Source organism: Nocardia sp. NPDC002869, from assembly GCF_046764065.1.
GTDB classification, from domain to species: Bacteria; Actinomycetota; Actinomycetes; order Mycobacteriales; family Mycobacteriaceae; genus Nocardia; species Nocardia rhamnosiphila.
The window spans coordinates 1-3357 of the sequence record NZ_JBKOOL010000287.1; the positions used below are offsets into that span (position 1 = coordinate 1).

Sequence of the window (3357 nt, forward strand, 5' to 3'; positions counted from 1 at the left end):
GATCATCCGCTGCCTCAAACGCTACATCGCACGAGAGCTCTACCACCTCATCACCACACCCGAGCTCCCCACTTGACATCCATAGGAGCATCTCGACGCATGCGGGTTGCGTCGGCATTCGATGTCCGGGATCGGAGGCCGGTGTAGGGCCCGCGGGGGCGGGATCTGTTTTGCCTCGGCTCGTGAGTACGCGGATGTACCCATCCGGCTGCCGCTGTACGCTGTACATATTCGGACGATACGGGCGCCTCGGTGGTTGTCGCGAGGGGTCCGGGGAAGCCCGTTTTTGTTGCCGGAGCCGCTTCCGCTCGCTCAGCAGGGGCTCGGACGAAAATTTCCCAGAAAATTCCTGGTAGGGCGGCTGGGCGGTAGCCAGCAGGTCGATCGCACAGGTGGTTATCGCGCCGCAACTCTGGTTTGTGCTTGAAAAGCCGCTGATGGCAGGCTGTTTCGTGGGCGGTGGGGTGCGGGTCGCAGTTACGGCAAGCGCGGATGCGGGCGGGTCGGCAAGGGGGCGATACCGGGTCCGATTCATGCCCTGACCTGGGGGGTGGGTTCGCAATCCGGGGGCGGCGTGGGTACGGTCGCTGAGACTGCCGGGTAGTTCGGCAGGTTTTGATGCAGGAATGATGAGACGGAGGAACCGTGGCCCTTCCCCAGCTGACTGATGAGCAGCGCGCCGCTGCTCTGGAGAAGGCGGCTGCCGCTCGCCGTGAGCGGGCAGAACTCAAGAATCGCCTGAAGCAGGGCGGCACCGACCTCAAAGAGGTCCTCGGCCAGGCCGAGAGCAATGAGATCATCGGCAAGATGAAGGTGCGCGCACTGCTGGAAGCCCTGCCCAAGGTCGGCAAGGTCAAGGCCGAGGAGATCATGAACGAGCTCGAGATCGCGCCGACCCGCCGGCTGCGTGGTCTCGGTGACCGGCAGCGCAAAGCGCTGCTCGCCAAATTCGATCTCGGCGCCTGACACCCTCGGTGATCGAGAACATGACGAAGGGTCGGCTGGTTGTACTGGTCGGCCCCTCGGCCGTGGGCAAATCCACCGTGGTGCGATGTGTCCGCGAACGGCTGCCGGAACTGGTTTTCAGTGTCTCGGCGACGACCCGGGACCCGCGTCCCGGTGAAGTCGACGGTCGCGACTACCGGTTCGTCAGCCGGGCCGAGTTCGACGCGATGATCTCCTCCGGCGATCTGCTCGAATGGGCGGATATCCACGGCGGGTTGCAGCGGTCCGGTACGCCGGCCGCGCCGGTGCGCGCCGCATTGTCGGAGGGGCTGCCGGTACTCATCGAGGTCGATCTCGAAGGAGCACGGTCTATCCGGCGGGTGATGCCGGAGGCCGTGCTGGTGTTCCTCGCGCCGCCCAGCTGGGAGGAACTGGTGGACCGGCTGCGCAGCCGCGGCACCGAATCGCCGGAGGTCATCGAACGCCGCCTGGCGACGGCGCGGGTGGAACTGGCCGCACGTGACGAGTTCGACACTGTGATCGTGAACGACACCGTGACCAGCGCCTGCGCGCAGTTGGTATCGTTGTTCGTCAGCACGAATTCCAATTCGTAGCCAGTTGCGCGGTCGGAGAGCCGCCGCGCAGCCGAGCCACCGACCCCGCAGGAGCTTCCTCAGTGAGCAGTACGGATACCGCTACGCCCGCCTACGACACCCCGGTCGGCCTCACCAATCCGCCGATCGACGAGCTGCTCGACCGCACCTCGTCCAAGTACAGCCTGGTGATCTACGCGGCCAAACGGGCCCGCCAGATCAACGACTACTACAACCAGCTGGGCGACGGCATTCTCGAATACGTCGGCCCGCTGGTGGAGCCGCTGCCGCAGGAGAAGCCGCTGTCGGTGGCGATGCGGGAGATCCACAGCGATCTGCTCGAACACACCGAAGGCGAATGACCGCCGGCCGGTGATGGGCCGATAGGGCAGGAGGCGCGCGATGGCGCGGGTAGTTGTCGGGGTGGGCGGCGGAATCGCCGCGTACAAGGCGTGCGCGCTGGTGCGGCGGTTCACCGAGACCGGCCATACCGTCCGGGTGATCCCCACCGAGGCGGCACTGCAGTTCGTGGGCACGGCGACCTTCGAGGCGCTGTCCGGCCATCCCGTGCACACCGGGGTCTTCTCGGATGTGCCGGAGGTGCCGCATGTGCGGCTGGGCCAGGAGGCGGAACTCGTCGTCATCGCGCCCGCCACCGCGGACCTCATGGCGCGGGCCGCCCACGGGCGCGCCGACGATCTGCTCACCGCGACCCTGCTCACGGCCCGATGTCCCGTGCTGTTCGCGCCCGCCATGCACACCGAGATGTGGGAGCACGCGGCGACCGTCGCGAATGTGGCGGCTCTGCGCGCGCACGGCGCCACCGTGATGGAGCCCGCGTCCGGCCGGCTCACCGGTACCGATACCGGCCCGGGCCGCCTGCCCGAACCCGAGGAGATCTTCGGCCTCGCCTCACTGCTGCTCGAACGCCCCGACGCGATCCCGCGGGACCTGGTGGGCAGGCGGGTGGTGATCACCGCGGGCGGCACCCGGGAACCGCTGGACCCGGTCCGTTTCCTCGGCAACCGCAGCTCCGGTAAGCAGGGGTACGCCCTCGCCCGGGTCGCCGCCCAGCGCGGCGCCCAGGTCACGCTCATCGCCGGCAACACCATCGAGATGGCACCGCCGGCCGCGGTCGAACTGGTCCACATCACCACGGCCGAACAGCTGAAAACCGCGGTCGACAAGCACGCGGTCGGCGCGGACGCGGTGATCATGGCCGCCGCGGTCGCCGATTTCCGGCCCGCCACGGTGGCCGCCGCCAAGATCAAGAAGGGCAAGGACGAACCCGCGACCATCGCCCTGGAAAAGAACGAGGACATCCTCGCCGGTCTGGTCCAGGAGCGCCGGGAGGGCCGGTTGCCCGGAACGGCCATCGTCGGATTCGCCGCCGAGACCGGCGACGCGGACGGCGACGTGATCACCCACGCGCGGGCGAAACTGGCCCGTAAGGGCTGCGATCTGCTGGTGGTGAACGCGGTGGGCGACGGTAAGGCGTTCGAGGTCGATACCAACGACGGCTGGCTGCTGCGCGCGGACGGCAGCGAACAGGCGCTCGACCACGGATCCAAGGCGCTGCTGGCCAGTCGCGTCCTGGACGCGCTGGGTCCCCTGCTGAGCTGAGCCCGGGCACCCGCTGTGCCACGGCCGTGGCGGCGCGAGAGGTGCCCGCCGAGGGCGCGAACGCGATACGCTCCAGCCCGCTCGGGGTGCGCGTGCCGCGGAGCGGGCGCGGCCGGGCCGAAACCCCGCCACGATGGTGGCCGAAACCCCAATTACGCCGCCCCGTCTAATTGTCTGGGAGTGCAGGGGCGTGTGA

The 3357-nt window shown here is 68.3% G+C and carries 4 protein-coding genes; all 4 read left to right on the plus strand.

From position 1 onward, the window contains the following. Positions 1-645: 645 nt before the first annotated feature. The 4 genes from mihF (at position 646) to coaBC (ending at position 3161) form a co-directional block, all read left to right on the plus strand. On the plus strand, positions 646-966 hold the full coding sequence (gene mihF / locus ACLML9_RS28165; protein WP_411948339.1) for an integration host factor, actinobacterial type: 321 nt from the start codon (positions 646-648) through the stop codon (positions 964-966). Positions 967-986: 20 nt separating this feature from the next. Further along, complete coding sequence (gene gmk, locus ACLML9_RS28170; RefSeq protein ID WP_411948340.1) at positions 987-1559, plus strand: guanylate kinase; 573 nt, start codon at positions 987-989, stop codon at positions 1557-1559. Between the two features lie 62 nt (positions 1560-1621). Continuing rightward, positions 1622-1900: a DNA-directed RNA polymerase subunit omega gene (rpoZ, locus tag ACLML9_RS28175; RefSeq protein ID WP_030521475.1), complete on the plus strand. Its 279-nt coding sequence runs from the start codon at positions 1622-1624 to the stop codon at positions 1898-1900. A 40-nt stretch (positions 1901-1940) separates the two neighbouring features. Continuing rightward, entirely contained in the window at positions 1941-3161 is a 1221-nt protein-coding gene (gene coaBC, locus ACLML9_RS28180; protein ID WP_411948341.1) for a bifunctional phosphopantothenoylcysteine decarboxylase/phosphopantothenate--cysteine ligase CoaBC, read from the plus strand. Positions 3162-3357: the final 196 nt, after the last annotated feature.

Bases quoted from the DNA above. Each gene is read 5' to 3' on its own strand.
- gmk (WP_411948340.1), top strand. From the start codon at position 987: ATGACGAAGGGTCGGCTGGTTGTACTGGTCGGCCCCTCGGCCGTGGGC.
- coaBC (WP_411948341.1), top strand. From the start codon at position 1,941: ATGGCGCGGGTAGTTGTCGGGGTGGGCGGCGGAATCGCCGCGTACAAG.